The sequence below is a fragment of the Streptomyces yaizuensis genome (assembly GCF_034961445.1).
In the GTDB taxonomy this organism is placed as follows: domain Bacteria; phylum Actinomycetota; class Actinomycetes; order Streptomycetales; family Streptomycetaceae; genus Streptomyces; species Streptomyces yaizuensis.
This window is the reverse complement of sequence record NZ_BSBI01000002.1, coordinates 314,121-341,117: the sequence shown is the minus strand read 5'-3', so window position 1 is coordinate 341,117 and position 26,997 is coordinate 314,121. Positions and strand designations below refer to the sequence as shown.

23 protein-coding genes and 1 pseudogene are annotated in these 26,997 nt (G+C 73.9%); 18 read left to right on the top strand and 6 right to left on the bottom strand.

Features of this window, described 5'->3' with window-relative positions:
* Positions 1–7: 7 nt before the first annotated feature.
* The 4 genes from SYYSPA8_RS05340 to SYYSPA8_RS05325 are packed head-to-tail and all read left to right on the top strand — an operon-like array spanning position 8 to position 2,832.
* Positions 8–1,477: a sensor histidine kinase gene (locus tag SYYSPA8_RS05340; protein WP_323446315.1), complete on the top strand. Its 1,470-nt coding sequence runs from the start codon at positions 8–10 to the stop codon at positions 1,475–1,477.
* Positions 1,474–1,890, top strand: a complete 417-nt coding sequence (locus SYYSPA8_RS05335; protein WP_323445773.1) for a roadblock/LC7 domain-containing protein — start codon at positions 1,474–1,476, stop codon at positions 1,888–1,890. Before SYYSPA8_RS05340 ends, SYYSPA8_RS05335 begins: the two co-directional genes overlap by 4 nt.
* Positions 1,887–2,243, top strand: a complete 357-nt coding sequence (locus SYYSPA8_RS05330) for a DUF742 domain-containing protein (protein WP_323445772.1) — start codon at positions 1,887–1,889, stop codon at positions 2,241–2,243. The genes SYYSPA8_RS05335 and SYYSPA8_RS05330 overlap by 4 nt, the downstream gene beginning before the upstream one ends.
* Positions 2,224–2,832 carry a GTP-binding protein gene (locus SYYSPA8_RS05325; protein WP_323445771.1) on the top strand — a complete coding sequence of 203 codons (609 nt, stop codon included), beginning with the start codon at positions 2,224–2,226 and terminating at the stop codon, positions 2,830–2,832. Before SYYSPA8_RS05330 ends, SYYSPA8_RS05325 begins: the two co-directional genes overlap by 20 nt.
* A gap of 38 nt (positions 2,833–2,870) precedes the next feature.
* Here SYYSPA8_RS05325 and SYYSPA8_RS05320 read toward each other — a convergent pair whose 3' ends face one another.
* Positions 2,871–3,788: an EamA family transporter gene (locus tag SYYSPA8_RS05320; RefSeq protein ID WP_323445770.1), complete on the bottom strand. Its 918-nt coding sequence runs from the start codon at positions 3,786–3,788 to the stop codon at positions 2,871–2,873.
* A 204-nt stretch (positions 3,789–3,992) separates the two neighbouring features.
* On the opposite strand from SYYSPA8_RS05320, the gene SYYSPA8_RS05315 reads away from it, so the two are divergent.
* A complete protein-coding gene (locus SYYSPA8_RS05315; RefSeq protein WP_323446314.1) occupies positions 3,993–4,469 on the top strand; it encodes a MarR family winged helix-turn-helix transcriptional regulator in 477 nt (158 codons plus the stop codon).
* Between the two features lie 130 nt (positions 4,470–4,599).
* On the opposite strand, the gene SYYSPA8_RS05310 is transcribed toward SYYSPA8_RS05315, so the two are convergent.
* The 3 genes from SYYSPA8_RS05310 to SYYSPA8_RS05300 all read right to left on the bottom strand — a co-directional run bounded on the left by SYYSPA8_RS05310 (position 4,600) and on the right by SYYSPA8_RS05300 (position 7,385).
* Complete coding sequence (locus SYYSPA8_RS05310; RefSeq protein WP_323445769.1) at positions 4,600–4,836, bottom strand: hypothetical protein; 237 nt, start codon at positions 4,834–4,836, stop codon at positions 4,600–4,602.
* A 95-nt stretch (positions 4,837–4,931) separates the two neighbouring features.
* Positions 4,932–6,980, bottom strand: coding sequence for a 4-alpha-glucanotransferase (gene malQ, locus SYYSPA8_RS05305; RefSeq protein WP_323445768.1), 2,049 nt, complete (start codon positions 6,978–6,980; stop codon positions 4,932–4,934).
* 90 nt (positions 6,981–7,070) lie between these two features.
* Positions 7,071–7,385: a hypothetical protein gene (locus tag SYYSPA8_RS05300; RefSeq protein ID WP_323445767.1), complete on the bottom strand. Its 315-nt coding sequence runs from the start codon at positions 7,383–7,385 to the stop codon at positions 7,071–7,073.
* A 174-nt stretch (positions 7,386–7,559) separates the two neighbouring features.
* On the opposite strand from SYYSPA8_RS05300, the pseudogene SYYSPA8_RS38310 reads away from it, so the two are divergent.
* A pseudogene (locus SYYSPA8_RS38310) lies at positions 7,560–7,847 on the top strand (hypothetical protein); the annotation flags it as partial.
* Here the strand turns inward: SYYSPA8_RS38310 and SYYSPA8_RS05295 are convergent.
* The gene (locus SYYSPA8_RS05295) at positions 7,750–8,286 is read right to left on the bottom strand and encodes an HNH endonuclease (protein ID WP_323445766.1); all 537 of its coding nucleotides are present in this window, start codon (positions 8,284–8,286) and stop codon (positions 7,750–7,752) included. The pseudogene SYYSPA8_RS38310 and the gene SYYSPA8_RS05295 sit on opposite strands and share 98 nt — an antisense overlap.
* 266 nt (positions 8,287–8,552) lie before the next feature.
* Between SYYSPA8_RS05295 and SYYSPA8_RS05290 the strand changes: the two genes are divergently transcribed.
* Positions 8,553–9,650 carry a mechanosensitive ion channel family protein gene (locus SYYSPA8_RS05290; protein ID WP_407705903.1) on the top strand — a complete coding sequence of 366 codons (1,098 nt, stop codon included), beginning with the start codon at positions 8,553–8,555 and terminating at the stop codon, positions 9,648–9,650.
* A gap of 20 nt (positions 9,651–9,670) precedes the next feature.
* On the opposite strand, the gene SYYSPA8_RS05285 is transcribed toward SYYSPA8_RS05290, so the two are convergent.
* Entirely contained in the window at positions 9,671–10,264 is a 594-nt protein-coding gene (locus SYYSPA8_RS05285; RefSeq protein ID WP_323446312.1) for a Uma2 family endonuclease, read from the bottom strand.
* A gap of 303 nt (positions 10,265–10,567) precedes the next feature.
* Between SYYSPA8_RS05285 and SYYSPA8_RS05280 the strand changes: the two genes are divergently transcribed.
* The 11 genes from SYYSPA8_RS05280 (at position 10,568) to SYYSPA8_RS05230 (ending at position 26,808) form a co-directional block, all read left to right on the top strand.
* Positions 10,568–11,803, top strand: coding sequence for an ROK family transcriptional regulator (locus SYYSPA8_RS05280; protein WP_323445765.1), 1,236 nt, complete (start codon positions 10,568–10,570; stop codon positions 11,801–11,803).
* A gap of 209 nt (positions 11,804–12,012) precedes the next feature.
* Positions 12,013–13,350, top strand: a complete 1,338-nt coding sequence (locus SYYSPA8_RS05275) for an ABC transporter substrate-binding protein (protein WP_323445764.1) — start codon at positions 12,013–12,015, stop codon at positions 13,348–13,350.
* Between the two features lie 13 nt (positions 13,351–13,363).
* Complete coding sequence (locus tag SYYSPA8_RS05270; protein ID WP_323445763.1) at positions 13,364–14,305, top strand: carbohydrate ABC transporter permease; 942 nt, start codon at positions 13,364–13,366, stop codon at positions 14,303–14,305.
* Between the two features lie 4 nt (positions 14,306–14,309).
* A complete protein-coding gene (locus SYYSPA8_RS05265; protein ID WP_323445762.1) occupies positions 14,310–15,233 on the top strand; it encodes a carbohydrate ABC transporter permease in 924 nt (307 codons plus the stop codon).
* A 10-nt stretch (positions 15,234–15,243) separates the two neighbouring features.
* The gene (locus SYYSPA8_RS05260) at positions 15,244–16,509 is read left to right on the top strand and encodes a 6-phospho-beta-glucosidase (protein ID WP_323445761.1); all 1,266 of its coding nucleotides are present in this window, start codon (positions 15,244–15,246) and stop codon (positions 16,507–16,509) included.
* Entirely contained in the window at positions 16,500–17,486 is a 987-nt protein-coding gene (locus tag SYYSPA8_RS05255) for an N-acetylglucosamine kinase (protein WP_323445760.1), read from the top strand. The genes SYYSPA8_RS05260 and SYYSPA8_RS05255 overlap by 10 nt, the downstream gene beginning before the upstream one ends.
* Before the next feature lie 729 nt (positions 17,487–18,215).
* On the top strand, positions 18,216–19,481 hold the full coding sequence (locus tag SYYSPA8_RS05250) for a hypothetical protein (RefSeq protein ID WP_323446311.1): 1,266 nt from the start codon (positions 18,216–18,218) through the stop codon (positions 19,479–19,481).
* 68 nt (positions 19,482–19,549) lie between these two features.
* Positions 19,550–20,626, top strand: a complete 1,077-nt coding sequence (locus tag SYYSPA8_RS05245; RefSeq protein WP_407705902.1) for a glutamate ABC transporter substrate-binding protein — start codon at positions 19,550–19,552, stop codon at positions 20,624–20,626.
* A 3-nt stretch (positions 20,627–20,629) separates the two neighbouring features.
* Complete coding sequence (locus SYYSPA8_RS05240; protein WP_323445759.1) at positions 20,630–21,961, top strand: hypothetical protein; 1,332 nt, start codon at positions 20,630–20,632, stop codon at positions 21,959–21,961.
* Positions 21,958–24,666 (top strand): serine/threonine-protein kinase, encoded by a 2,709-nt coding sequence (locus SYYSPA8_RS05235; protein WP_323445758.1) that lies wholly within the window; start codon positions 21,958–21,960, stop codon positions 24,664–24,666. Before SYYSPA8_RS05240 ends, SYYSPA8_RS05235 begins: the two co-directional genes overlap by 4 nt.
* Positions 24,667–25,452: 786 nt before the next feature.
* Positions 25,453–26,808, top strand: a complete 1,356-nt coding sequence (locus SYYSPA8_RS05230; protein WP_323445757.1) for a PP2C family protein-serine/threonine phosphatase — start codon at positions 25,453–25,455, stop codon at positions 26,806–26,808.
* The last annotated feature ends 189 nt before the right edge of the window (positions 26,809–26,997 follow it).

Here is a 26,997-nt window from a genome sequence, read left to right as displayed (position 1 = left end):
GGTGCTGATGGTTCGACAGGAAACGTCGACCGGAAATCCGCGGCCCGCGGCTTCCTTCGTGTGGCTCGTGCCCGTCGTCGTCACCGCCATCGCCGCGATCATCCCGGCCGCCGTGGTGTCCGGGTCCGCGCGAACCGTCGTCATCTGGGTCGACGTCATCGCCGTCCTCGCGATCGCCCTCTCCTGCGCCGAGACCGTGCGCCGGGGCCGTCGCGTCACCCTCCTCTCCGCCCGGCTCGCCGAACGCGAGGCCGTCCTCGCCCAGGCGCAGGCGGAGAACAACCGGCTCATCGCCGAACTCCTCCCGGAGGTCGTCGAACGGCTGCGGAAGGGCGAGTTCCCCGAGGACATCCTCGAATCGGTGAACGCGTCGGACGACCACCGGATCGTCCTCGGCTCGATCCTCGACGCCGTCTCCCGCGAGGAGGACCTGCGCGAGTCCGCGCAGCGCGCCTTCGTGAACATCGCCCGCCGGGTCCAGGCCATCGTGCACCAGCAGGCCCAGCAGCTGCGGGACATGGAGGACCGGCACGGCAAGAACCCCGAGGTCTTCGGCGACCTGCTCCGTATCGACCACGGCACCGCCCTGATCGGCCGGCTCGCGGACTCCATCGCCGTCCTCGGCGGCGCGCGCCCGGGCCGCCAGTGGAGCAAGGCCGTCCCCCTCTACAGCGTGATGCGCGGCGCGATGTCCCGGATCACCGACTACCAGCGGGTGGAGCTGCACTCCGTCTCCGAGGTCGCCGTCGTCGGCACCGCCGTCGAGCCGCTGATCCACGCGCTGGCCGAGCTGCTGGACAACGCCACCCGCTACTCGCCGCCGCAGACCAAGGTCCACATCACCGCCGTCGAGGTGAACTCCGGCATCGCCGTGGAGGTCGAGGACGGCGGCGTCAGCATGAGCGAGGAGGCCCGCACCCGGGCCGAGCGGATGCTGCGCCAGGCCCAGCAGGGCATCGACGTCAACGACCTGGGTGAGACGCCCCGGCTGGGCCTCGCCGTGGTCGGCCGGCTCTCGCAGGCGTACGGCTTCCAGGTCTCGCTGCGCTCCTCGGCCTACGGCGGCGTGCGCGTCGTCCTCGTCGTACCGCAGAACCTGATCACCACCGTCGCCTCGGCGACCGGGCTGGCGCACGGCATCGGCGCCTCCTTCGGGCCCCGGACCGACCCGGCGCCGGCCGCCCGGGAGGCGGTGGGGCCCGCCCCGGCGGCCGCTCTGCCGACGGGCGGCGCCGACAGCGGAGCCGAAGCCGACACCGATGCCGCCTTCGTCACCGAACGGACCGCGAACGGCCTGCCGCAGCGCCGCCGCAGAACTCCCGTCACCCCGGAACCCGCCGCCGCCGCACCGCCCCGGCGGGCCGCGGACCCGGTGGACACCGCCCCCGCGGTGCAGCCGGGCATGTGGCTCACGGCGTTCCAGAACGGCCTGGCCGGTGAGGCAAACCAGACGAGCAAGGGGAGTACGCAGCCATGATTCAGCAGCAGTCCAACCAGACCAACATGGACTGGATGCTCAAGGACTTGGCGGAAGGCGTACCGCAGACGAGACACGTCATCGTGCTCTCGGCCGACGGGCTGCGGATCGCGCAGTACGGCACGGACAACGACACCGCCGACCGGCTCGCCGCCGCGTGCGCCGGCCTCCAGAGCCTCGCGGGCGCCGTCGCCTCCGAACTGCCCGGCAGCGACGGCCGGATGCACCTGGTCGTCATCGAGATGAACGGCGGCTTCTTCTATCTGATGGCCGCGGGGGCGGGCGCGTTCCTCGCCGTCCTCGCCGACGAGGGCGTCGATGCCGGCCTGATGGGCCAGCGGATGCGGGACCTGGTCCTGCGCATCGGTGAGCACCTGTCCAGCCCGCCCCGGCAGGACGGACGCCCGGCGTGAGCGACGCGGGGGACTGGGAGGACTCCAGTCCCGAGCGGCTCTACGTCATCACCGGCGGCCGGAGCGGCGCGTCGGTCCCCGCCACCCTCGACCTGGTCACCCTGATCGTGGCCAAGTCGACCCCCCGGCACGGAATGCAGCCGGAGCAGGCGGCCATCGTGCGGCTGTGCCGGCGGCCCCTGTCGGTGGCCGAGATCTCCGCGTACATCGGTCTGCCGGTGAGCGTGATCACCGTCCTCCTCAGCGATCTGCTGCTGGCGGAACAGGTGATGGCGCGCGCACCGGTCCAGCCCGCCCTACTCCCCGACCGAGCGTTGATAGAGGCAGTGATCGATGGACTTCAGAAGCTCTGAGCCGCGCAGCGAGGACGTGCTGCCGGAGACGGCCACTGCCGCCGTGAAGGTCGTCATCGTGGGCGGCTTCGGAGTGGGCAAGACCACCCTGGTCGGCTCGGTGAGCGAGATCAGGCCGCTCACCACCGAGGAGACGATGACCCAGGCCGGGGTCGGCGTCGACGACACCCATGGCATCGAGCGGAAGACCGCCACCACGGTCGCCATGGACTTCGGCCGGATCAGCATCAACGAGGAGCTGGTGCTGTACCTCTTCGGCACCCCGGGCCAGCAGCGGTTCTGGTTCCTGTGGCGCGGCCTCTTCGAGGGCGCGCTCGGCGCGGTGGTCCTGGTGGACACCCGGCGGCTGGAGGTCAGCTTCGATGTCATCGGGCGGCTGGAGGAGCGCCGGGTGCCCTTCGTGGTGGCCGTCAACACCTTCCCGGACGCCCCCGTGTACCCGATCGAGGAGATCCGGGGCGCGCTCGACCTGCCGGCGTCGGTGCCGATCGTGGACTGCGACGCCCGGGTCCGGGGATCCAGCAGGGACGTCCTGATGACGCTGATGCGCTATCTCCAGTCGCTGGCGATGCCGGCGGAGGTGTCCTAGCCCCTCCGTCCAGCCGGTCAGCCACTCCGTCCAGCCGGTCAGCCGGTCCGTACGGGGGTCTTCGCCGGGTCCTGCCGCAGGACGGGAGGGGCGGGAGGGGCGGGCTTCGCCGCTCCCGTCTGGCCCACCAGCGTCGCGCCGAAGGCCACGGCCATGCCCAGCAGCTGTACGGGGGTCAGCGCCTCGCCCAGCGCCGCCCAGCCGAGCACGGCCGCCGTGATCGGCGACAGCGGTCCGAGCAGGGTGGCGGAGGTCGCGGTCAGCCGCTCGATGCCCCGGAACCAGAGCCAGTACGCGATCGCCGTGTTGGCCACCGCGAGATAGAGGTACCCGGCGGCGCCCCGCCCGTCCAGCGCGGGCGGCGCGCCCTCCACCAGGAACGCGACCGGGGCGATCAGCAGCCCGCCGGCGGTCAGCTGCCAGCCCGTCAGGGCGAGCGGTCCGACGCCCTCGGGGCGGCCCCAGCGCTTGGTGAGCACCACGCCGGCCGACATGGAGGCGGAGGAGGCGAGCCCCGCCGCCACCCCGACGAGGTCGAAGCCCGCCCCCGCGCGCAGCACCACCAGACTCACCCCGAGCGCCGCGGCGATGGCGCTGAGCAGCGTACGGGTGGTGGGGCGCTCGCTCAGCAGCACCGTGGCGAGGCCCGCGACCAGGAGCGGGCCGACCGAGCCGACGACGGCGGCGACCCCGCCGGGGAGCCGGTAGGCGGCGAGGAAGAGCAGCGGGAAGAAGGCCCCGATGTTGAGCGCGCCGAGGACTCCCGCCTTCCACCACCAGGCGCCGCGCGGCAGGACGCGGGCCACGGCGAGCAGCAGCAGCCCGGCGGGCAGGGCGCGCATCAGGCCGGTGAAGAGGGGGCGGTCGGGGGGCAGCAGCTCGGTGGTGACGGCGTAGGTGGTGCCCCAGGAGACGGGGGCGAGGGCGGTCAGGGCGATGACGGCCGCGCGGTTCATGGCGGGTCCTCCAGATCACTGAGTCATAAGTAGCTTAGCGCTAAGCGACTTACCGCCAAGCGTCTTACGGGTGAGTTACTTGCAAGCGATCCCAGGACGCCGAATACTGGCCCCATGACCAGCTCTGATACACCGGTGGACCCGGCCGCCCAGGACCCGGAAGCCGTCACGGAGGGCACGGAGGGCACGGAGGGGAAGGACGCCGTGGACGCGATCGCCCGGCAGTGGAACGCCGTACGCCCCGACCTCGACACCGTGCCCATGACGGCGTACGGCCGGATCTACCGGATCTCGCGCGCCATGGGCGACCGGGTGGAGAAGGAGTACCGGGAGTACGGGATCAACCGGGGCGAGTTCGACGTCCTGGCCACGCTCCGCCGCTCGGGCGATCCGTACACCCTCTCACCGAGCCGGCTCTCCGCGACGCTGATGCTCACCACCGGCGGGATGACCGGCCGGCTCGACCGGCTGGAGCGGGCCGGGCTGCTCACCCGCAACCCGGACCCCCACGACCGGCGCGGGCTGCGGATCACGCTCACCGAACGCGGTCTCGGCCTGGTGGACGAGGCCGTGACCGCCGGAGTCCGGGTCCAGTCCGCCGTACTCGGTTCCGCCCTCACCCCGGCGGAGGCGGACGAACTGAACGCGCTGCTGCGCAAGGTGCTCTCCGCCCACGAGTGACGGCGCCCGGCGGGACGGGCGGCGGCGTCAGGGCATGACAAAAGCGCCCCGGGTGCGCGGGCACCCGGAGCGCCGGAAGGTCGGCAGCCGGAAGGAGGCGGACGTCCGAAGGGAGGCGATGCCCCTCGGATCAGACCTGCCCCTGCTTCCGGGACTTGTCGAGGACCATCACCAGACCGGTGATGACCAGGAAGATCACCAGGGGCGCGGCCACGAACCAGCCGAGCGTCTCGGCCACGCTCAGCCCCTCGCCAGGGTCGTCGCCGTCGTCACGCGTCAGAGCGAACGCGGGCGACGACAGGAGCAGCATCATCAGCGTCGTACCGGCCGCCACGGTGCCGGCGCGCAAAGTGTTCTTCTTGTCCACGCTCCCCAACGTAGCGAACGGCTGAACGGGCCGCTCGCCCGGGGTGCCGTACGGGGGTGCCCTCCGAAGCCTCCGAGGGGACGGGCGCGGCCGGTTCAGCCGTCGTCCCCGCCGTTGAGGACCGCCGTGAGCGCGTGCAGCCGGGGCGAGGCGGTCAGCTCCTCCAGACCGAGGGGCCGCCCGTCGGCGTCCGCGATCGGCAGCCGCCAGTTGGGGTAGCGGTCCCAGGTGCCGGGGAGGTTCTGCGGGCGGCGGTCCCCCACCGCGTCCGGCAGCCAGACCCCCACCAGCAGCGCCGGGGTCCGCAGCAGAAACCGGTGGACGGCCCTGACCTGCTCCTCCTCCCCCGCGCCCTCCGCCAGCAGCCCCAGGCCGGTGAGCAGCCGCAGCCACTCCCGCAGCTCCGCGCCCTCCCGCAGCCGCTCGTCGCGCACCGGCCGGGCGAGCAGTCCGAGGCGGTCGCGCAGCTCCACGTGGTCGCCGCCGAGCCGGGCGGCCGTCGGTGGCAGATCGTGGGTGGCGGCGGTCGCGAGACACCCCTCGCGCCAGGCCCCGGGGGGCAGCGGTCCGCCGCCGTCCGCCCAGTCCCGTTCGAACCAGAGGACGGAGGTGCCGAGGACGCCGCGCCGCTCCAGGGTGGCGCGCACCTCCGGCTCGACGGTGCCGAGGTCCTCGCCGACGACGACGGTACGGGTGCGGTGGGCCTCCAGGACGAGGACGGCGAGCAGCGCATCGGCGTCGTAGCGGACATAGGTCCCCTCGGTGGGCGGCCGGCCCTCGGGCACCCACCAGAGCCGGAACAGGCCCATGACGTGGTCGATGCGTACGGCTCCCGCTGCCGCGAACAGGTGTCGCAGCAGCTCCCGGAAGGGGGCGTACCCCCGGGCGGCGAGGACGTCCGGGCGCCACGGCGGCAGTCCCCAGTCCTGGCCGAGGGGGCTGAAGGCGTCGGGCGGGGCGCCGATGGACATGCCGTGGGCGTGCAGGTCGCCCTCCGCCCAGGTGTCGGCGCCGTCGGGGTGCACGCCGACGGCGAGGTCGTGGACGATGCCGAGGGCCATCCCGGCGTCGCCGGCGGCGTGGGCGGCTGCGGTGAGCTGGCCCTCGGTGAGCCAGGCGGCCCGGGTGTGGAAGTCGACGCGGTCCATCAGGGCACTGCGGGCACGGGCGACGGCGGGCGAGCGCGGGTCCCGCAGTTCGGCGGGCCAGCGGCGCCAGTGCGGGCCGTGGACCTCGGCCAGCGCGCACCAGGTGGCGTGGTCCTCCAGCGCGCGGCCCCGGCGGGCGAGGTAGTCGCAGTAGTCGGCGCGGCGGCCGGGGCCGAGGGGGACCCGGCGCAGGAGTTCCAGCGCCTCGCGCTTGAGCGCCCAGACGGCGTCCCGGTCGACGGGTTCGCCCTTGTCCAGGACGGCCGTGCGCAGCGCGGCGGCCCGCTCGCGCAGCAGGTCGGCGCGGGCGCGGTCGTCGGGGTCGAGGTGCGCGTACTCCGGTACGGCCTCGATCCGCAGGTGGACGGGGTCGGGGAAGCGCCGGGAGGAGGGCCGGTAGGGGGAGGGGTCGGTGATCGAGCCGGGGGCGGCGGGCACGGCCGCGTGCACCGGGTTGATCTGGAGGAATCCGGCGCCGGTGGCCCGCCCCGCCCAGGCGGCCAGCTCGGCGAGGTCGCCGAGGTCTCCCATGCCCCAGGAGCGTTCGGAGAGCAGGGAGTAGAGCTGGACGAGGAAGCCGTGGGAGCGGCCGGCGGGCCGGGGCGCGCGGTCGGGGGCGACGACGAGCCGGCTCCGTACGGCGCGGCCGTCGGGTGCCTGCGCCTCCAGCGCGTGGATCCCGGGCGGCGCCGCGCGCCAGTCGGCGCACTCGCCGCCGTCCTCCAGGAGGATCCGCAGGGCCGTGCCGTCGGGGAGTCCGGCCAGCGGGGGCGGGTCGGGGTCGCCGAGCCAGCGGACGACGACGGGCGGCAGCAGGTGCGCGGCGGCGGACTCGGCCGCTTCGAGGGAGCGCCGGATCGCGTCGGGGCCGGTGGCGTCGACACCGAGGGCGCCGAGGACGGCGACGAGGGTGGCCTCGGGGACGGGGACGGTCTCCCCGTCGACGGTGGTGGAGGTGGCGACGCGGTGCAGGGCGGCGAGCCTGGCCAGGTCCATGCGGGTCCCTTCGGCCTCCCGGGCGGCGGAGGCGTGCTGGTGAACGGGGCTCCCGGTCGCCGTCGACGAGTCCCGGGGGTGCCCGGGGGGTCAGGGGCTCCCCGGGGGTCGGGCGTCGCGGACGAGCGGGGGCTCACAGGTCAGCGGGGCGAGGCCGACGAGCGGGGGTTCGCTGGTCATCGGCTCGGCCCAGAGCGGCGGTTCGGAGGTCAGCGGGGTGGTGGCGGGCTGCCGGGGCGCGGGGACGAGGGGGCACGGCGGCGGTCCGGGGCGTGTCGGCGGCGCGGCCCGGTGACCGGACACCGGCGCGGGCCGGGGCCCGGGGCGCGGTGCGGAGCGCGCCACGGCGGAACGCGGGGTCGTTGCGGCGGGCTGCGGTACGGAACGCGGTGCGGACGCGGCCATCGTGGACACTCCCTGAGGACGAGACTGACGGTAAGGGGTCGGTCCGCGTCTACCCCGGGGACGTCACCGCAGGCCCACCCGCCCGGTCCACGTGTTCCGCGTCACATTTCGCCCCCTGTACGGCGTTTGCCTCGAACACATCCCCAAGCGATCGCCAAGGGGCCGTTGACACTCTCCGTGCCGGACAAACGGGGCGGCCGCGAGTCGGTCCGGATGGACGGCCGGGACGTGCGGTTCATCCGGATCCAGGGGGACGAGCGGGCGACACGGTACGGCTACTCGCTGTGGTCGGTCGAGGCGTACGCGGTCGATCGGGGTTTCGTTCCCATCGCTGCCCCGGCCCGGAAAGAAAAAGAGGCCGGACCTAGGCCGAAATGCCGTCGATCCGGGCCAGCGCGTCGTCCGCGCCGTACGGTTGCAGATACGGCAGCCAGCGCGGGTCCCGGTGCCCGGTGCCGATGATCCGCCAGGCGAGCCCGCTCGGCGGCGCGGGCTGGTGCCGCAGCCGCCAGCCCAGCTCCCGCAGATGCCGGTCGGCCTTGAGGTGGTTGCAGTGGCGGCAGGCCGCCACCACGTTGTCCCAGACGTGCTGGCCGCCCCGGCTGCGCGGAATGACGTGGTCGACGCTGGTCGCGACGCCCCCGCAGTACATACAGCGCCCGCCGTCGCGGGCGAAGAGGGCCTTGCGGGTCAGCGGAACGGGCCCCCGGTAGGGGACCCGGACGAACCTCTTCAGGCGGACGACGCTGGGGGCGGCGACCACCCGGGTCGCACTGTGCAGAAAGGCGCCGGACTCCTCCAGGCAGAGAGCCTTGTTCTCCAGGACGAGGACGAGCGCGCGGCGGAGCGGTACGACGCCGAGGGGCTCGTACGACGCGTTGAGAACCAGGACGTGCGGCACGGCGGATGCCTCCTTGTACGCCGGCGGCGCGTGGCTCGCGCCGGGACGATCTGTACTCAGTCTCTCCTCAGGCCAGGTCCGAGCGCCACCACGTGGCCGTAACGGTCCCGGAGTGTTTTCCACCACACGATCAGGCGGTATCCGGCACAACGACCGGCCTCCCCGATTCATCCCCGGGTGAGACTCGTCTCTCCCTCGAACAGGACATCGGGGACCCCCGTTAGTGTGGTTGGTCAGCCGTAAGCAATGCCTGGAGGTCATCCCCCGTGACCCAAGCCCCCCTGTCCGCGCCGTTCACCCTGCTCCTGGCGGGCGAGGACCCGACCGCCCCCGCGCCCGGTGTCGTCTCCTTCGACGACGCCGCGAAGCAGGCCACCGACGCCGCCGGGTGGGTGGAGCAGAACTGGTCCACCTGGCTCAACACCGGACTGCGGATCGCGCTGATCCTGGTGGTCGCGCTGGTGCTGCGGATGCTGGTGCGCCGGGCGCTGACCAAGCTGATCGCGCGGATGAACCGCTCCGCCCAGGCCGTGGAGGGCACCGCCCTGGGCGGTCTGCTCGTCAACGCCGAGCGGCGGCGGCAGCGCTCGGAGGCGATCGGCTCCGTCCTGCGGTCGGTGGCGTCCTTCCTGATCCTCGGCACCGCCGGGCTGATGATCCTGGGCGCGTTCGAGATCGATCTCGCCCCGCTGCTGGCGTCGGCGGGTGTCGCGGGTGTCGCCATCGGTTTCGGCGCCCGGAACCTGGTGACGGACTTCCTCTCCGGCGTCTTCATGATCCTGGAGGACCAGTACGGCGTCGGGGACTCCGTCGACGCGGGTGTCGCCTCCGGCGAGGTCATCGAGGTGGGCCTGCGGGTCACCAAGCTGCGCGGCGACGACGGCGAGATCTGGTACGTCCGCAACGGCGAGATCAAGCGGATCGGCAACCTCAGCCAGGGCTGGGCGACCGCCACGGTCGATGTGACGGTCCGCCCGTCGGAGGACCTGGACCGGGTGAGCGCGGTGATCAACGAGGTCGCGAAGGACCTGGCCAAGGCGGAGCCGTGGAACGAGCAGCTGTGGGGTCCGGTGGAGACGCTGGGCCTGACCGAGGTGCTGCTGGACTCGATGACGGTCCGGGTCGCGGCGAAGACGATGCCGGGCAAGGCGCTCCCGGTCGAGCGCGAGCTGCGCTGGCGGATCAAGCGGGCCTTCGACGCGGCGGGCATCCGCATCGTCGGCGGCCTCCCGCTGCCCGCCGACGACACCCCGGCCACCGACCCGTCGGCGTCGGTGGCACCCCCGTCGGCCCTGGCGAGCCCCACGTCCCCGCAGTCCCTGGCGACGGCCCCGATACCGCAGGGCCCGAGCCTGACGAAGTAGCGGCCGGGAGCCGGCAGGGGTCAGCGCACCCAGCTCTTGAGGGGTTCGGTGTCCAGGGTGATGCCGACGGGGTCGGGCAGGGTGACCTCCTTGCCGAAGGGCACCGTGAGCACACTCCGGTACCGGACCCCGTCCGGGCTGCTGTGCACCGTGACCTCGCGGCTGTCGCGGTCGATCAGGAGGTGGACGGGGATGTCGGTCTCGGCGTAGGCACGGGGCTTCTCCACCCGATCACGCCGGTCGGTGTCGGTGTCGGTGCCGGTGCCGGTGCCGGTGTCCGTGCCTGTCTCGTACGAGGTGATCTCCAGCACCATGAGTACGGGGGCGGGATCGGCCCACTCCCCGGCTCCGGCGAACGCCTCGGCCCCCGCGAGCGTGCCGTCCGGACGCGCGCGCCCCGTGCGGTGGGCCTCGACCAGGAGCCCCTGTCCCGTCGACAGCCACAGCTCCGGGCGGTACCGCAGACAGACCCTGGTGAGCCACTGGACGATGCGCCCGTGGTCACCGTCGGGCACCGGCTTGATCCCCATCAAGCCGTGGATGAACTCCGGGCGGACACCTTCGCCCTCGCGGGTCAGCACCCGGGCGGCGGCCTCGAACTCCTCGGGCGACATCCGCGACCGACCGGCGTTCACGGTGACGGTCACGGTCGCCTCCTCCTGCGCTCACGGGTCCGGCCCCGGGTGCTCAGGATCCCACAGGACGGGCATTCCGAGTCGCCGCACGGGCAGTCCCACCCGGCCGATTCGGGCCCGTCGGCATCCGGTCCGCACTCCGCTGGCATGGACCATTGACGCCAAGGGGGCATACGACTACTTTCCTCTCCAGGTTAGGAAACTTTCCTAACAGTCGCCCGGCGCCCGGCCCCGGGCACACACGGCGACCCGGTGGAGCCGAGAGAGGCAGGTGCGTCACCCATGGCCGGAAGCAATCCCTCCCCGGGAACGACCCCGGGTACACCTCGGGTCCTCCGCGCCATGAACGACCGGGCCGCGCTCGATCTGCTGCTCGCGCACGGGCCGCTCTCCCGTACGACGATCGGCACGCTCACCGGTCTCTCCAAGCCGACCGCCTCCCAGCTGCTCGCCCGCCTCGAATCCGCCGGTCTGGTCGTCGCGACCGGCACCACGGAGGGGCGGCCGGGGCCCAACGCGCAGTTGTACGAGGTGAACGCGCGGGCCGCGTTCGCCGCCGGGATGGATGTCACCCCGCTGCGGATCCGGGCCGCCGTCGCCGACCTCACCGGGCGGACCGTCGGGGAGTTCGAGCTGCCGACCCCGGGGCGGCGGGCCGAGAGCGCCGTCGGCCGGGTCGGCGAGGCCCTGGACGGGGCGGCCCGGGCCGCCGGGATCACCAGTGCCGATGTGCGCCGGCTGGTGATCGGCACCCCGGGTGCCTTCGACCCGTCGACGGGCCGGCTGCGGTACGCCTCCCATCTGCCCGGCTGGCACTCCCCCGCGCTGCTGGACGAACTGGCCGCCGCGCTGCCGATGCCGGTGGAGTACGAGAACGACGTCAATCTGGTCGCCGTCGCCGAGCAGCGGCTCGGGGTGGCGCGCGGTCACGGGAACTTCGTCCTGCTGTGGAACGAGGAGGGTCTCGGCGCCGCCCTCGTCATCGGCGGGCGGCTGCACCGGGGCTCCACCGGCGGCGCCGGCGAGGTCGGTTTCCTGCCGGTGCCCGGCACCCCGCTGGTCCGGGGGGTGATCAAGGCCAACAGTGGCGGCTTCCAGGAGCTGGCCGGTGCCCAGGTGCTGCCCCGGCTCGCCCGCGAACTGGGGGTGGCGGGCGTCGACCAGGGCCACTACGCGAAGGTCGCGGCCGCCCTGGTCGCCGACGCCGCCGCCGCCGACTCCGGCCCGAACCGGCAGTTCCTGGACGAGTACGCCACCGGCCTGGCCACCGGTCTCGCCTCCCTCGTGGCGGTCCTCGACCCGGAGCTGGTGGTCCTCTCCGGGGAGGCCATCGCCGCCGGGGGCGAGCCGCTGCTCGGCCGGGTGCGGGCGGAGCTGGCCGAGCTGGCCGCGCCCCGGCCCCGGCTGGTCATCGGCTCCGTGCGCGAGCATCCGGTGCTGCGGGGCGCGCTGGAGAGCGCCCTGGCCACCACCCGGGACGAGGTCTTCGACACCTCGGTGCCCCGCGACCCCGGGTGACCGCCCGCCCGTCCCTCCGCCCCGCGACCCACGCCCAGCGACCCGCACCACGCCCGCACCCCCGTCCCCCGACACCGCCCCGCCCTCGTCCCCGTCCCTGACTCCGCTCCCTCCCGTACAGCGCATCCACGTCATCCGACAGGTCATCCGAGAGCACGACAGGCACATCCCCGCCCCTCAGCAGCCCATCGCCACAGGGAGACACCGCCATGTCCATACGCACCAGGAAAACCGCAGCGGCGCTCGCCGCCACCGCCGCCGTTTCCCTCCTCGCCTCGGCCTGCACCGGGTCGAACGAGGAGACGGCGCAGGACGACCCCAAGGCCAAGGCCACCATCACCTTCTGGCACGGCTGGTCGGCGCCCAGCGAGGTCAAGGCCATCGAGGAGAACATCCGGCGCTTCGAGGCCGCGCACACCAACATCAAGGTCAAGATCGTCGGCAATATGACCGACGACAAGGTCAACCAGGCCCTGCGCGCGGGCGGTTCCAAGGCCCCGGACGTGGTCTCCTCCTTCTCCACCACCAACGTCGGCAAGTTCTGCGCCACGCGCGCCTTCGTCGATCTCAACCCGTTCCTGGAGAAGTCGAACGTCGACCCGGCGAAGGTGTTCCACAAGCCGCTGCTCGACTACACCCAGTTCGAGGGCAATCAGTGCTCGCTGCCGCTGCTGAGCGACGCCTACGGCCTCTACTACAACAAGGACGCGTACGAGAAGGCGGGCATCAAGGCCCCGCCGAAGACGTGGACCGAGTTCGAGCAGATCGCCAAGAAGCTGACGAAGACCAAGGGCGACAGCTTTGAGCAGCTGGGCTTCATGCCCAATTACCACGGCTACGAGACGACCATCTCGCACTACGTCCCGCAGTGGTCGCCGACCTACTTCGACGCCGAGGGCAAGTCCAACATCGCGAAGGACCCGGCGTTCAACCGGATGATGACTTATCAGAAGAAGCTGGTCGATTCCCTCGGCGGACACGAGAAGCTGAAGAAGTACCGCAACACCTTCGGTGACGAGTGGGGCGCGAAGCACCCCTTCCACACCGGCCAGGTCGCCATGCAGCTGGACGGCGAATGGCGCCTGGGCATGGCCAAGGACGCGAAGGTCCCGTTCGAGATCGGGACCGCCCCGCTGCCCGTGCCGGACGACCAGATCGCCGACTACGGCAAGGGCTATCTCTCCGGCACCATCATCGGCATCGCCTCCACCAGCAAGAAGCAGAACGCCGCCTGGGAGCTGGTGAAGTACATGACCACGGACACCGAGGCGGTGGTGGCCTTCTCCAACGGCATCCGCAATGTGCCCTCCACCATCGAGGCCCTGAAGTCGCCGAATCTGAAGCACGACCCGGAGTTCCAGACCTTCATCGACATCGCGCAGCACCCGAAGTCGAACACCAGCCCGGCCAATGTGGACGGCGGCGCCTACCACACCACCCTCCAGGAGGTCGGCCACCGCTACGAGACGGGCAAGCTGAAGGATCTGCAAGCGGGCCTGGAGAAGGCGGCCCAGCAGATCGACACCGACATCGCCAAGCTGAAGTGACGAACCGGCCGCGATGACGACTCACACCCTGCGTTCGAAGCGCCGCCGGTCGGCGCTTCGGACCCTGGCCTTCCTCTCGCCCTGGCTCATCGGCTTCAGCGTCTTCTTCGCCTATCCGCTGATATCCACGGTCTATTTCTCCTTCATGCGGTACGACGGTTTCCGGCCCCCGACCTTCAATGGGCTGGACAACTGGACGTACGTCTTCAACGACTACCCCATGTTCTGGCCCGCCCTGGGGAACACCCTCTGGCTGGTCCTGGTGATGGTGACCTGCCGGGTGGCCTTCGGGCTCGGCGTGGGCCTGCTGATCACCAAGCTCAAGACGGGCACCGGGGTCTTCCGGACCCTGTTCTACCTGCCCTATCTCGCCCCGCCGGTGGCCGCGACGCTCTCCTTCGTCTTCCTGCTCAACCCGGGCACGGGCCCCGTCAACACGATGCTGGAGTCCGTCGGGCTCTCGCCCCCGAGCTGGTTCACCGACCCCAACTGGTCCAAGCCGGCGCTCACCCTGCTCGCGATCTGGGGCGTGGGCGATCTGATGGTCATCTTCATGGCGGCCCTGCTCGACGTGCCGAAGGAGCAGTACGAGGCGGCCCAGCTGGACGGCGCCTCCGCCTGGCAGCAGTTCCGCTTCGTCACCCTGCCGAACATCTCGCCCATCGTGCTGTTCGCCGTGGTGACCGGCGTCATCGCCACCATGCAGTACTACACCCAGCCCCTGGTCGCGGCGAAGGTCGCGTCCGGGAACATGGGCGGCAGCGGCCAGATCTTCGAACCCGGATATCCCGAGAAATCCACCCTGACCCTGCCGCAGGTCATTTTCAACGCCGGTTTCCAGCGGTTCGACTACGGGGCCGCGGCGGTCGTCGCCCTGGTCCTCTTCGCGCTCGCCATGCTCTTCACCACCCTGCTGATGCGCCGGCGCGGCGGCCTCATCCGGATAGGGGACTGACGACATGGCCCAGGTAATCGATCGAAAGCCCGCACGCAGGGGCCGCAAGGACCGCAAGGACCAGAGCGGCCCGCCGGCCACCCCGGCGGCCCGTACCGCCCGCCGCAAGGCGCTGCTGCACTGGATAGCCGTCCATTCGCTCGGCGTCGCCGCCGCGCTCTTCTTCGTCCTGCCGTTCGTCTTCGTCGTCCTGACGTCGTTGATGAGCAATCAGCAGACGCTCACCCGCGATCTCATCCCCACCACGTGGGAGTGGAGCAACTACACCAAGGTGCTCGACACCCCGGGCTTCCTCACCTGGTGGCGGAACACCCTGATCTACGCGGGACTCGGCACCGTTCTGACCGTCGTCTCCTCCATTCCGGTGGCGTACGCGCTCGCCAAGTTCCGCTTCCGGGGCCAGCGGCTGGCGCTGATGCTGGTCATCTCGATGATGATGCTGCCACCCCAGGTGATCATCATTCCGATGTATCTGTTCTGGGCGAAGCAGCTCGACCTCACCGGCACGCTCTGGCCGCTCATCATCCCCATGGCCTTCGGCGACGCCTTCGCCATCTTCCTGCTGCGGCAGTTCCTGCTCACCATCCCCAACGAGTACATCGACTCGGCCCGGGTGGACGGCTGCGGCGAGGTGCGCACCCTGCTGAAGGTGGTTCTCCCGATGGCGAAACCGGGTATCGCCGCGGTGGCGCTCTTCCAGTTCTTCTACGCCTGGAACGACTACTTCGGCCCGCAGATCTACACCTCCGAGAACCCGGCGGCGTGGACGCTGAGTTATGGGCTGGAGTCGTTCAAGGGCGCGCACCACACCGACTGGAATCTGACGATGGCCGCGACCGTCATGGTCATGGCCCCCGTGATCCTCGTCTTCTTCTTCGCCCAAAAGGCGTTCGTCGAGGGCGTCACACTGACCGGAGTGAAGGGCTAAAGGAAAAGAAATGAAGCTCGCAGTCGTGGGTGGCGGATCCACCTATACCCCCGAGTTGATCGACGGTTTCGCCCGATTGCGGGACACGCTCCCCATCAGCGAGCTGGTCCTCGTCGACCCGGCCGCCGACCGGCTGGAGCTGGTCGGCGGGCTGGCCCGGCGGATCTTCGCCAAGCAGGGCCACAGCGGCACCATCACCACCACCACCGACGTGGACCGGGGTGTCGCCGACGCCGACGCGGTCCTGCTGCAACTGCGCGTCGGCGGGCAGGCCGCCCGGCTCCAGGACGAGACCTGGCCGCTGGAGTGCGGCTGCGTCGGCCAGGAGACCACCGGCGCGGGCGGCCTCGCCAAGGCGCTGCGGACCGTACCCGTCGTCCTGGACATCGCGGAACGGGTGCGCCGGGCCAACCCGGACGCCTGGATCATCGACTTCACCAACCCGGTGGGGATCGTGACCCGCGCGCTGCTCCAGGCCGGCCACAAGGCCGTGGGTCTGTGCAACGTCGCCATCGGCTTCCAGCGGAAGTTCGCCCGGCTGCTGGATGTCGCCCCCTCCGAGGTCCACCTCGACCATGTCGGGCTGAACCACCTGACCTGGGAGACCGGGGTGCGGATCGGCGGCCCCGACGGCGCCGACCGGCTGCCCGGGCTGCTCGCCGAGCACGGCGACTCCATCGCCGCCGACCTCAGTCTGCCGCGCCCGCTGCTGGACCGGCTCGGCGTGGTCCCCTCGTACTATCTGCGGTACTTCTACGCGCACGACGAGGTGGTCCGGGAGCTGCGCACCAAGCCCTCCCGCGCGGCCGAGGTCGCCGCGATGGAGAAGGAACTGCTCACGATGTACGGGGATCCGGCGCTGGACACCAAGCCGGAGCTGCTGGCCAAGCGGGGCGGGGCGTTCTACTCGGAGGCGGCGGTGGACCTCGCCGCCGCGCTGCTGGGCGGCGGTGGCAGCCCGTACCAGGTGGTCAACACCCGCAACGGCGGGACGCTGCCGTTCCTGCCGGACGACGCCGTCATCGAGGTGCAGGCCGCGGTGGGCACGTCGGGCGCGGCGCCGCTGCCCGTCCGGCCGGTGGATCCGCTGTACGCGGGTCTGATCGCGAACGTCACCGCGTACGAGCACCTGGCGCTGGACGCGGCGCTGCTCGGCGGGCGCGACCGGGTCCTCACGGCCCTGCTGGCGCACCCGCTGATCGGGCAGTACGAGTACGCCGAGACCCTGACGGAGCAGCTCGTCGCGCACAACCGGGAGCACCTCGCGTGGGCCTGACCGCTTCCGTCCTCGCCGTCGACGCGGGCAACAGCAAGACCGACGTGGCCGTGGTCGGCCCCGACGGTTCGGTGCTCGCGTCGGCGCGGGGACATCATGGGTTCCAGCCGCCGAAGGTGGGTATAGAGGCGGCCGTCGACCTGCTCGCCGGGACCGTGGAGCGGGCGCTGTCCGAGGCCCGGGAGCGCGGTGCCGCCACCGACGCGGTCGAGCATGTTTCGGCCTGTCTGGCCAACGCCGATCTGCCGGTGGAGGAGGAGGAGCTGAGGGTCGCCCTGAGCGCCCGGGGCTGGGGGCGGACGGTCACGGTCCGCAACGACACGTTCGCGCTGCTGCGGGCCGGTCTGGACGAGCCCCGGGGGGTGGCGGTGGTGTGCGGCGCTGGCATCAACTGCGCCGGTCTGCTGCCGGACGGGCGGACGGCCCGGTTCCCGGCGGTCGGGAAGATCTCCGGCGACTGGGGCGGCGGCATGGGGATGGCCGAGGAGGCCCTGTGGTACGCGGCGCGGGCCGACGACGGCCGGGGCGAGCCCACCGAGCTGGCGCGCGCGCTGCCGGAGCACTACGGGGTGGACTCGATGCCGGCGCTGATCGAGGCGCTGCACCGGGGGCACATACCGGCCGGCCGGACGCACGAGGCGACGCCGGTGCTGTTCGCGGTGAGCGCGGCGGGGGATCCGGTGGCCCGTTATCTGGTCCGGCGCCTCGCGCGGGAGGTCGTGGCGATGGCCACGGTCGCCCTGGGCCGCCTCGAACTGCTGGACGAGAAGGTTCCGGTGCTGTTGGGCGGCAGTGTGCTGGCGGCCCGGCATCCGGAGCTGGACGAGGAGATCGCCGCGCTGCTGGCGGCGAAGGCGCCGAAGGCGGACATCCGGGTGGTGACCGCGCCGCCGGTGCTGGGGGCGGCGCTGCTGGGCTTCGACCACACGGGTGCGGACGCGGCGGCCCGGGAGCGGCTGCGGGCGCACTACGGGTAGCGGCGGCGGAACGTGGTGGGGGCGGGGTGGCCCGGGGAAGGACCCGGGACACCCCGCCCCTCCTTTCTGTCGTCCGCCGGGTCATCCGCTCTTCGCCGTACGTCGTTCTTCGGCTGTCGCCCGTCCCGGTTCTTCCTGGTGCGGGGCTTCTGATCCTGGTTGGACTCCCTGCGTCCGTTTCCGGTGCGTCCACACCGACGGGCGGGAGGGGAACCGATCTTGAGGTTGCGGCGTATTCAGAGTGGGGAGATCACGGCGGGGGCGCTCGGGGTGGTGGAGGGCCGCACCACTCAAGATCGCGGCATTCGGGCTGTGATTCTCGGCCGTCTTGGCCATACTGCTGGCCTGGGTGGCCTCCCCCGACCCGCCGGGCAGCGGGCCGCCGTCAGCGACCGAGGGGGAGGTCAGGTGACACCACAGCAGGGGGAGCCCGCCACGCACCGGCAGTCCGCGCGCGAGCCGGCCCGGGGAGGCCGGCCGCCCGCCGCCCCGGGCCCCGGTCCGGCCGCCGGTCCGGGCCCCGATCCGGCGGCGCTGTCGGAGGCGGTCCTCGCGCGGGCCACCGGCCCCGTACCGCCGCCCGTTCCGCAGCCCGTCCCGCCGTCGGCTTCGCGGTCCGTCCCGCCATCGGCTTCGCGGTCCTCGCCGCCGTCCGGCGGGGCGCCGGGCCGTGCGCACCCCGCGCGCGGGGCCGTCGCCGGGGCCCGGGAGCGGCTGCGCGCCGCCGCCATGACGGAGCCGGGCCGGCTGCGGATCATCGGCGCCGTCCTGGCCGCGCTGGTGGTCGCCTTCGGCGCGGTGACGGCGCTGGAGATCACCGACCGGGCGGCCGCCGCCGACGACGTGGTCAGCCGCAGCCAGCCGCTGAGCGCGGACGCCGCCTCCCTCTACCACTCGCTGGCCGCCGCCGACACCGCCGCGTCCAGCGCCTTCCTCGCGGGCGCCGTCCAGGAGCCCCCCGAGGTCCGCGCGCGGTACGAGGAGCACATCGCGCGCGCCTCCCGGCTGCTGGTGACCGCCGCCACCCACACGGACGGCACCGGCACGGACACCTCCGTCCGTCAGATCGCCACGCTGAACGGGCAACTCCCCCTCTACACGGGCCGGATCGAGACCGCCCGCGCCTACAACCGCCAGGGCCTGCCGCTCGGCGGCGCGTATCTGCGCTTCGCCAACGAGCAGATGACCAGGGTGCTGCTGCCGGCGGCCCAGCGGCTGTACGACGCGGAGACCGCCCGGCTCGCCTCGGACGAGCGGGACGCCCGCTTCAGCCCCGCGCTCTCGCTCGCGGCGGGCGCGGCCGCCCTCGCGGCCCTCGGCTGGTCCCAGCTGCGGCTGCTGCGCCGCACCAACCGGGTGGTCAACCCCGGTCTGCTCGCCGCGACCGCGGCGACCGCCGCCGCGCTGCTCTGGCTGACCGTCGCGCACACCGTCGCCCGCTCCGAGCTGCACGAGGCGCGGGAGGAGGGGCAGAGATCCCTGCGGGTGCTCAGCGAGGCGCGCATAGACTCGCTCCAGGCCCGCGCCAATGAGAACCTCGTCCTCGTCGCCCGGGGAGCGGTGCTCACCGACGACGGGGACGACAAGTACGAGACGGAGTTCGCCACCGGGATGGACCGGCTGGACACCGGGCTGGCCGAGGCGCTGCGGCTCGCCGAGGACGACGCGGGGCGCTCCCCCGTACGGGACGCCACCCGGAGCATGGCCGCCTGGCAGCTCCGGCACACCGAGGCGATCCGGGCCGACCGGGACGGGCAGTACGAGAAGGCGCTGCGGAAGGTCATCGGCGAGGCGGACTCCACCGGGCTCGCCTTCGACGGGGTCGACGCGGCGCTGGAGCGGGCGATCGCCCACGAGCAGCGGGAGTTCACCCGGGCCGCGCGCGCCGGGCGGGACAGTCTGGACCTGCTGCCCGCCGGGGCCCTGGCGCTCGGGATGCTGGGCGCGGCCGGAGCCGTCCTCGGGGTCAACCGCAGGCTGGCGGAGTACCGGTGACCCCCGTGGAGCCGGAGACGAACACCCCGGCGCCGGCACCGGTGCGCGTGGGCGAAAGGGGCGCGCGGGTGTCGACAGTGCGGGACGCGCAGAGAACGCAGAGGGCACAGAGGACGCGGGGTACGGGCGGCCGGGCCCGGTGGGCGGCCGCGCGCGGCTGGGGCGGTGTGGGGCTCGCCGGGGTGGCGGCGGCCTGCGCGCTGGCCGCCGCCGTGGTGCTGCTGCCGCTCTCCCAGGGCGGGGATCCGGGCGCGGCGGGATCCGGGCCCCGGGGCCGGGCGGTGACGCTCGCCGCGGCGGACGGATGCACGGAGCCCGAGCGTTCGCTCCGCCCCGACGACGCCGAGGGCCCCGCCGTCCGGGCGATCAAGGAGCGGGGGAAGCTGATCGTCGGCGTCGACCAGAACAGCTACCGCTGGGGCTATCGCGACCCGGCGACCGGCGATCTCAAGGGCTTCGACATCGATCTCGCCCGCGCCATCGCCAAGGACCTGCTGGGCAGCGAGGACGCCGTGATCTTCCGCGCCGTCCCCACCAATCAGCGCATACCCGCGCTCGACGACGAGCGGGTCGACCTCGTCGTCCGCACCATGACGATCAACTGCGACCGGATCAAGCAGGTGGCGTTCTCCACGGCGTACTTCCGCACCGGGCAGCAGGTCCTCGCCCCCAAGTCCTCCCCCATCACCGGGTACGACGACTCGCTGCGCGGCAGACGGGTCTGCACGGCGGAGGGTTCCACGGCGTACGAGGCGCTCCAGCGGGAGTCCCGCGGCGCCGTCTTCCGGGACGAGCGGGACGACACCGCGGCCGACGAGGACGTCCTCACCGTCCCCAACCAGCTGGACTGCCTGGTGCGGCTCCAGGAGGGGCTGGCCGACGCGGTGGTCACCGACAGCGCGCTCGCCGCGGGCCAGGCCGCGCAGGACCCGGCGGTCGAGCTGAAGGGCGAGCCGTTCACCACCGAGTACTACGGCGTGGCCGCCAAGCTGGGCAAGGACGATCTGGTGCGCCGGGTCAACCGGGTGCTGGAGGAGTACCGCTCCGGCGGCGGGTGGACCGAGGCGTACGGGCGCTGGCTGGCCGGGGATCTGCCGGGGACGCCCGAGCCGCCCGCCCCCAAGTACCACGAACGGGAGAGGTGATCGATGGGCGTCGCGGCTGCGGCCCCCGGCCCCGGCGACGGGGCCCCGGGGCCGGCGATGGACCGGGACGAGGTGGACCGCGCGCTGGCCCGCCTCGGCGCGGAGCACGAGGCGATCGAGACCTCGCTGCTCGCCCTCCAGGACCACGCGGGGCGCAGACTCCTGGAGGGCGCCGAGCTGACGGGGGTCACGGGCGACCGGTGGGGCACCGCCGAGGCGTCGATCAACCGGCTGTGGGACCTCTTCGACGCGTACACCGCCGCGCTGGGGCACGTCCGGGACGCGCGGGCCCGCCGCCGCTGGCCCGGCCGGGAGGATCTCGCGGAGCTGACCGAGCGGCTGCGCGGGCGCAGCATCGTCGTCCCGGCGCCGGTGGGCCCGGCGGGGGCCGGCGGCGGACCGGCCCGGCTCACCGAGGAGTTCACCCTCGCCGAGCTGGTCGCCCGGATGAACGAGCTGTACGCGTCCTCGCTGGATGTCGTGGTCACGGCGGACGCGGTCTGGTCGGCGCTGCCCGCGCGGATCGATCTGCTCGCGGCGGAGCTCCAGCGCACCCGGTCGCTCGCGCATGCCGCCGGGGTGCGCCCCGGTGAGCACCCCGCCGGTGACGAGCTGGAGTCCATCACCGGTGAGCTGACGGTGCTGCGGGCCCAGGTGATCTCCGATCCGCTGGCGTTCTGGCGTCCCGCGCGGGGGAGTTCGGCGCCCGGTGGCGGCCGTCCCGACACCCAGCGGTACGACCGTGCCGCGCGCGCCCTGGACGACATACGCCGGGAGGTCGAGGCGGTGCTGGGGGTCCGGCAGGACGCGGAGCAGCGGCTGCTGCGGCTGCGCGATGTCCTCTCCCGGGCCGACCGCACGCTGGCGGAGGCGCGGACCGCCCGGGGCGAGGTGCTGGCGAAGATCGCCGCCTCGGAGGTGCCGGCCGTCAGCGGCCCGTCGACGGCGCTCCAGGAGCGGCTGGGCGCGGCGGCGGACTACCGCAGGCGTGCCCAGTGGCACCGGCTCTCGCCGCTCCTGGAGGCGCTGGAGCAGGAGGCGGAGGACGAGTTGCTGCGGGCGCGGGAGTCGCTGACGGCGGTCACGGCGCCGCTGGCGGTCCGGGCGGAGCTGCGGGGCCGGCTCGACGCGTACAAGGCGAAGGCGGCGCGGCACGGGTGCGCGGAGGATCCGCTGCTGATCGAGCGGTACGACGTGGCGCGCCGGATGCTGTGGAGTGCCCCGTGCGATCTGCGGGCCGCCGGGCAGGCGGTGCTGCGCTACCAGGAGGCGGTGGCGGAGGTACTGAGCGGCGGCCCGGTGACGGGCGTCGTGGACGGGGGTGCCGGGGGATGACCACCGGGGGCGAGAGCTGTCAGCGGCCCGGCTGCACGGGCTCGTACGAGGACATGGGCGGCGGCGGGCTGTACTGCGACACCTGCGGGCTGGCGCCCGTGGTCGCGGGCGGCGGGCCGGAGCCGTCCGCCGGCGCGGCGGGGGGCACCGGGTCGTCGCCGGGCGGGGCGGGGGGCTCCGGGTCGTCGCCGGGCGGCCCCGGCGGGGCGGGGGGAGCGGGTGGTCCGGGCTCGTCGGAGGGATCCGGTGGGTCGGACGGGCCGGACGGGCCCGCGACGGCGGTCTCCGGGCCGCCGTCGCGTCCCGCGCGTCCGCCGTCGGGGCGTCGGTCGCGTTCCCCGGACACGGTGGGCACCTCCGGCCGTTCGGGCCGGTCCGGGAGGTCGGTGTCGGTCCGCAGCTCCGGCACGGCCTCCGGCAGTTCCGGGCGGCACCGGCTGGGCGCCGGCCTGGTCTCCGTACCCGAGGTGCCCCGGCCCGACCCGCGCGCGGCGGTCATGGCCCGCCCGGAGGTGCCCGAGCGGAAGCGGTTCTGCTCCCGCTCCGACTGCGGCGCCCCGGTGGGGCGGGCGCGTGGCGACCACCCGGGGCGCACGGAGGGGTTCTGCACCTCCTGCGGGCACCCGTACTCGTTCGTCCCCAAGCTGATGGCCGGTGACGTCGTCCACGGGCAGTACGAGGTGGCGGGCTGTCTCGCCCACGGCGGCCTCGGCTGGGTCTATCTGGCGGTGGACCACGCCGTCTCGGACCGCTGGGTGGTGCTCAAGGGCCTGCTGGACACCGGCGACCAGGACGCGATGGAGGCCGCGATCGCCGAGCGGCGCTTCCTCGCCGAGATCGAGCACGCCAACATCGTCCGCATATACAACTTCGTCGAGCACCTCGACCAGCGGACGGGTTCGCTCGACGGCTACATCGTCATGGAGTACGTGGGCGGCAAGTCCCTCAAGGAGCTGGCGAACGACCGCAGGGACGCCTCGGGCCGCCGCGACCCGCTGCCGGTGGAGCAGGCGTGCGCCTACGGCATCGAGGCGCTGGAGGCGCTCGGCCATCTGCACAGCAGGTCCCTGGTGTACTGCGACTTCAAGGTGGACAACGCGATCCAGCAGCACGACCAGCTCAAGCTGATCGACCTGGGCGCGGTGCGGCGGATGGACGACCACGAGTCCGCGATCTACGGCACGGTGGGGTACCAGGCCCCGGAGGTCGCGGAGACCGGCCCGTCGGTCGCCTCCGACCTGTACACGGTGGCGCGCACCCTGGCGGTGCTGACGTTCGACTTCCAGGGCTACACCACGGTGTTCGCGGACTCGCTGCCGGACCCGGCGAACGTGGCCGTGTTCCGGACGTACGAGTCGTTCTACCGGCTGCTGGTGCGGGCGACGGACCCGGATCCGGCCCGCCGGTTCTCCTCGGCGGCGGAGATGGCGGAGCAGCTGACCGGGGTGCTGCGGGAGGTGGTCTCGCTCCAGACGGGCCGTCCCCGGCCGGCGCAGTCGACGCTCTTCGGTCCTGAGGTGCGGATCCCGGACACGGAGCTGTTCGCGGGGCAGGAGGACCAGGTGTCCCGGCTCGGCGCGCGGGCGCTGTCCCGGCGGGAGCGTGCCGGGGCCGCGCCGGCCGCCGGGCGGGCCCCCGTTCCCGGGCCGCGCGCCGCCGCCCCGGCCGGCGGGGCCCCGGGGCCGGCCGCGGTGCTCGCGCCGCTGCTCGCCCCGGTGGATCCCCGGGCCGCGGCGCTGGCGCTGCCCGTGCCCCGGGTCGCGCCGGACGACCCCCACGCGGGTCTGCTGGCGGGGCTGCCGGCGTCCTCCCCCGCCGAACTGATCGCCGCCCTGCGTTCGGTGGCCGTCCCGTCCCCCGAGACCCGGCTCCGGGAGGTGCGGGCGCTGCTGGAGGCGGACGATCCGGTGGCGGCCGCGGCCGCCCTGGCGGAGTCGGCGGCTCCAGAGCGCCCGGCGGGCACGGGTGGCGGCGGGGCCGAGGACTGGCGGACGGTCTGGTACCGGGGGTTGACGGCCCTGTTCACCGGTGACCCCGAGACGGCGGCGCACGCGTTCGACGCGGTGTACGACGCCTTCCCCGGCGAGCCCGCGCCGAAGCTGGCGCTCGGGGTGTGCGCGGAGGCCCTGGGCCGGCCGGACCAGGCGGCCGAGTACTACGGCCTGGTGTGGACGACCGACCCGGGCCATGTGGGGGCCGCGTTCGGGCTGGCCCGGGTGCGGCTGGCGACCGGCGACCGGGAGGGCGCGGTGCGCACCCTGGAGTCGGTGCCGGAGGTCTCGATCCACTACACCGCCGCCCGGGTCGCGGCCGTCCGCGCCCGGCTGCGGCGGCGTGCCGCCGGTGAACCGCTGACCGCCGAACTGACGGCGGCGGCGGACCAGGTGACGGCGCTCGACGCGCTCGGTCTCGACCCGGTCCGGCGCGAGCGGCTGACGACGGAGGTACTGGGTACGGCGCTGGACTGGGTACTCTCCGGTAGTCCCGGAGCCAAGCCGTCCGTACCGGACCCGTCGAGCGCGTCGGGGCCCGGCGGCGCCCCCGCCGCGCCCGCCGTCCTGCTCGGCAGCGCACTGGACGAACGCGGCCTGCGCTTCGGACTGGAACGCTCCTTCCGGGCACTCGCCCGGCTCGCCCAGCGGGGCGAGGAGCGGATCGACCTGGTGGAGCGCGCCAACCGCTACCGCCCCCGGACGTGGGTGTGATTGATGTCGCCGCAGATGCACCGGCCCGGCGCCGGCCCGATGTGCCCCGCTTGCAGGGAGCCGCTGGAGCAGCAGGACCGCTACTGCGGCGCCTGCGGACAGGAGTTGTCGCCCCGGTCCCGCTCCGACCGCCCGACGCTCGTGATCGGCCCGCCACCGCCACCGGCCCCCGGGTCCGGCCCCTGGGCCCCGGGCCCCCACCCGGTGACGGGTGATCACGGCCCCTTCCCGCCGGGACCGGCGTACCCGTACGGGTCATCGGGCGCGGCGGGCGCCGACGGGACCCCGGGCGCTCCCGGCGCGCTCCACCGGGGGGCAACCCCCGGCCCGGAGCAGGGATTCGGCACCGTACCGACGTCCCCGGACGGCGGGGCCCCTCATCCGGGGGTCCCGGGCAGCCCGCCCGCGCCCGGGACGCACCAGACCCCGTACCCCAGGGGCTCGGCCGACGGCACGCCCCCGGCCGCGGGCGGCGGCCCGTTCCCCGAAGCGGGGCGGGAGTTCAACGCCGTACCGACGTCCCCGGAGGGCTGGACCCCGCACCCGGCGGCAGCCCCCGACACCCCGGCGTACGGCACGCCCGGCACGCGTCCGGCTCCGTACCCCCCGGGTGCGGCAGGCGGCACGCCCCCGACCGCAGGCGGCGGCCCGGCCCCAGAAGCAGGGCGGGAGTTCGGCGTCGTACCGACACCCCCCGGCGGCGGGGCCCCGCACCCGGCGGCCCCCGGAATCCCGCCCGCACCCGGGACGCACCAGACCCCGTACCCCAGGGGCGCGGCCGGCGGCATGCCGTCGGCCGTGCCCGGTGGCGCACCCTCCGGGCCGGGGTACGGGTCCGGCCACCCGGGGGCGGACCCGCACGGTCACGGGTCCGCGTATCCGGGCGCCCCGGCCACGGCACCCGTGTCCGTGCCCGGTGGGGGATACGGCGGCGGCGGCCCCGGTCACGGAGCGGCGTACCCGGGCCACGGATCCGCGGCCCCGGTGCCCGGCGCGGCGCCCACCCCCGTACCCACCCCCGTACCGACCGCCGCGGCCGGATCCACGGGCGGCGGAGTACCGGCACCGGACCCGGGACACCGGACCGGCGGCCAACCGGCTTACCCGTCCGGGGGGTCCGGCGGCACACCGGCGGCCGGTTCCCCGGGGAGTGCCGGGCACGGCGGCTCCGGCGGGGACTTCCCGCTCGCGCCGCCGGTGCCCCCGGCGGGCGGGGGCGTGTGCGCGGCCTGCCGGGCCGGGCGGGTGGGCGCCGACGGCTACTGCGAGAACTGCGGGCACGCCAAGCCGCGCGAGCGCGACCACCAGGAGCTGGAGCTGGGTTCGGTGGCGGCGGTCAGCGACCGGGGCCTGCGGCACCACCGCAACGAGGACGCCTTCGCGGTGTCCGCGACCGCCCTCCCGGACGGCTCCCCCGCCGTGATCGCCGTCGTCTGCGACGGCGTCTCCTCGGCGACCCGCCCCGACGAGGCGTCCCAGGCCGCCGCCGAAGCGGCCAACGCGGTGCTGCTGGCCGCGCTGCCGCGCGGGACCCACCCCGAGCGGGCGATGCGGGAGGCCGTCGTCGCGGCGGCGGCCGCCGTCGACGCCCTCGCCCCGGACCCGCCGGGAGGCGAGCCGCAGGAAGCGGGGCAGCAGTTGAACGCGCCCGCGTGCACCATCGCCGCCGCCGTCCGGGCCGGCGGGCTGCTGGTCGTCGGCTGGGTCGGTGACAGCCGGGTCTACTGGGTCCCCGACGACCGCTCCCAGCGCACCGCGCGGCTCACCGAGGACGACTCCTGGGCCGCCCAGATGGTGGCGGCGGGCCTGATGGGCAAGGCCGAGGCGTACGCGGACGAGCGGGCCCACGCCATCACGGGGTGGCTCGGCGCCGACGCGTACGACCTGGAGCCGCACACGGCCTCGTTCGTCCCGGACCATCCGGGGGCCGTCGTCGTCTGCACGGACGGGCTGTGGAACTACGCCGAGGACGTCACCGAGATGGCGCGGGCCGTCCCGCCGGACGCCGCCGCGCGTCCGCTGCACAGCGCGCGGCTGCTGGTGGGGCACGCCCTCGACGGCGGCGGCCACGACAACATCACCGTGGCGGTGCTGCCGTTCCCGGTGGCGCCTCCCCCGGAGGGAGCAGACGGCCGCCCGTAGGGGCGGCACCACCGGACCTGACGGCAAGCCGTCGGGAAGCCGGAACGTCGAGAAGCCGAGAAGCCGGGACGTCGGAAAGTTCAGAGCGCAGGACAAGCAGGACGGGGGCCCGCGACGGGGCGGGCCCCCGGCACCAGGTACCGGCCCCCGGGCCGGGCCCGGGGGGACCACGACCCGCGAGGGCGTGCG

Bases quoted from the DNA above. Each gene is read 5' to 3' on its own strand.
- SYYSPA8_RS05280 (WP_323445765.1), top strand. From the start codon at position 10,568: ATGGCCGGAAGCAATCCCTCCCCGGGAACGACCCCGGGTACACCTCGG.
- SYYSPA8_RS05260 (WP_323445761.1), top strand. From the start codon at position 15,244: ATGAAGCTCGCAGTCGTGGGTGGCGGATCCACCTATACCCCCGAGTTG.
- SYYSPA8_RS05270 (WP_323445763.1), top strand. From the start codon at position 13,364: ATGACGACTCACACCCTGCGTTCGAAGCGCCGCCGGTCGGCGCTTCGG.
- SYYSPA8_RS05335 (WP_323445773.1), top strand. From the start codon at position 1,474: ATGATTCAGCAGCAGTCCAACCAGACCAACATGGACTGGATGCTCAAG.
- SYYSPA8_RS05265 (WP_323445762.1), top strand. From the start codon at position 14,310: ATGGCCCAGGTAATCGATCGAAAGCCCGCACGCAGGGGCCGCAAGGAC.
- SYYSPA8_RS05230 (WP_323445757.1), top strand. From the start codon at position 25,453: ATGCCGTCGGCCGTGCCCGGTGGCGCACCCTCCGGGCCGGGGTACGGG.
- SYYSPA8_RS05340 (WP_323446315.1), top strand. From the start codon at position 8: ATGGTTCGACAGGAAACGTCGACCGGAAATCCGCGGCCCGCGGCTTCC.
- SYYSPA8_RS05285 (WP_323446312.1), bottom strand. From the start codon at position 10,264: ATGTCGCCCGAGGAGTTCGAGGCCGCCGCCCGGGTGCTGACCCGCGAG.
- SYYSPA8_RS05325 (WP_323445771.1), top strand. From the start codon at position 2,224: ATGGACTTCAGAAGCTCTGAGCCGCGCAGCGAGGACGTGCTGCCGGAG.
- SYYSPA8_RS05250 (WP_323446311.1), top strand. From the start codon at position 18,216: ATGACGGAGCCGGGCCGGCTGCGGATCATCGGCGCCGTCCTGGCCGCG.
- SYYSPA8_RS05240 (WP_323445759.1), top strand. From the start codon at position 20,630: ATGGGCGTCGCGGCTGCGGCCCCCGGCCCCGGCGACGGGGCCCCGGGG.
- malQ (WP_323445768.1), bottom strand. From the start codon at position 6,980: ATGGACCTGGCCAGGCTCGCCGCCCTGCACCGCGTCGCCACCTCCACC.
- SYYSPA8_RS05320 (WP_323445770.1), bottom strand. From the start codon at position 3,788: ATGAACCGCGCGGCCGTCATCGCCCTGACCGCCCTCGCCCCCGTCTCC.
- SYYSPA8_RS05275 (WP_323445764.1), top strand. From the start codon at position 12,013: ATGTCCATACGCACCAGGAAAACCGCAGCGGCGCTCGCCGCCACCGCC.
- SYYSPA8_RS05235 (WP_323445758.1), top strand. From the start codon at position 21,958: ATGACCACCGGGGGCGAGAGCTGTCAGCGGCCCGGCTGCACGGGCTCG.
- SYYSPA8_RS05300 (WP_323445767.1), bottom strand. From the start codon at position 7,385: ATGGCCGCGTCCGCACCGCGTTCCGTACCGCAGCCCGCCGCAACGACC.